General features: G+C 71.9%; 2 protein-coding genes. Both read right to left on the reverse strand.

Translation table 11 applies throughout. The features are described from left to right. A partial coding sequence (gene thiE, locus BIS11_RS17860; RefSeq protein ID WP_253586765.1) for a thiamine phosphate synthase occupies positions 1 to 580 on the reverse strand: 580 nt, incomplete at its 3' end. Then, positions 577 to 1,272, reverse strand: a 696-nt coding sequence (gene thiM, locus BIS11_RS17865) for a hydroxyethylthiazole kinase (RefSeq protein ID WP_253586766.1), incomplete at its 5' end; no start/stop codon positions are given. The genes thiM and thiE, both read right to left, overlap by 4 nt.

Consider the following 1,272-nt stretch of genomic DNA (forward strand, 5'->3'; position numbering starts at 1 on the left):
GGTCCGGCGTGCCGCAGATGGCGGAAATCACCGCCAGGCCCTGGGCGCCCGCCGCGAACACCTGATCGACGTGCTCGGCCTTGAGCCCGCCAATGGCCACGCTCGGCAATCGGCTCGCCCCGGCCAGCGCCGCAAGGCCGGCAAAGCCCAGGGGAGCGGCGTGGTCCTGCTTGCTGGCCGTGGCGAACACCGGCCCCAGCCCCACGTAGTCCAACGCCTCCACCGGGGCGGCGTCGAGCTCCTGGCGGGTATTGATGGAAAGCCCCAGGATGGCGTGCTCGCCGAGCGCCTGGCGGGCCTTCAGCACTGCGGCATCGCTCTGGCCGACGTGCAGACCGTCGGCGCCGCTTTGAAGCGCCACCTCCAGGCGGTCGTTGATGATCAAGGGCACGCCGCTGCCGGCGAGCACCGCTTTCAGGCGCCGGGCCTGGTGGATCAGCGTGGCATCGTCGGCGTGCTTGTCGCGCAGCTGCACGACGCTCACGCCGCCGGCCACCGCTTCCTCGACGGTTCTCTCGAGGCCGTAGGCGCGACACAGCCCGGCGTCGGTGACCAGGTAAAGCGATAGATCCAGCGTCATGGCTGCGCTCCTGCATCGCTGCCCGCAGCGCCTGATGGTTGCGCGACGACTTCCCAGTGCGTCTGGTTCGACAGCGCGTCGGGCGTCAGCCGATAGAGCGCGTCGAGCAGCTCGACCTGGAAGCTGCCCGGCCCCTTTGCACGCTCGCCCGCCTCACGGCCCGCCAGCGCGAAACTCGCCAGGGCCGCCACGGTCGCCTCGAATCGATCGTCGGGCGAGGCCGCGACGAACGCGGCGACGATGGCGCTCAGGCCACAGCCGAGCGTGGTCACGCGCGGCATCAGGAAGTGTCCGCCGCTGACCCGGGCGTGGCGGGCGCCGTCGGTGACGAAGTCGCGCTCGCCGGTCATCGCCACCACGCAGCCCTGCTGTCGGGCCAGGGTCACGGCGGCGTGTTCGGCGTTCTGCGCGGCGGGGTCGGCGTCCACGCCGCGTCCCTTGCTCTCGAGCCCGGCCAGCGCCAGCACTTCCGAGACGTTGGCGCGGATCACCCAGGGCGCGCGGGCGAGCAGCGCCTCGCACAGCGTCTGGCGGTAGCGCGTGGCGCCGACGGCCACCGGGTCCAGCACCCAGGGGGTGGAGTGCAAGCCTGCCACCTCGGCGCAGGCCAGCATCGACTCGGCCCAGGGTGGTGAGATCGTGCCGATGTTGATCGACAGTGCCTGAGCGAGCTCGGTGAAGGCCGGCGCCTC

Origin of the sequence: Halomonas sp. 707D4, assembly GCF_024158685.1 — a bacterium.
GTDB lineage: Bacteria > Pseudomonadota > Gammaproteobacteria > Pseudomonadales > Halomonadaceae > Vreelandella.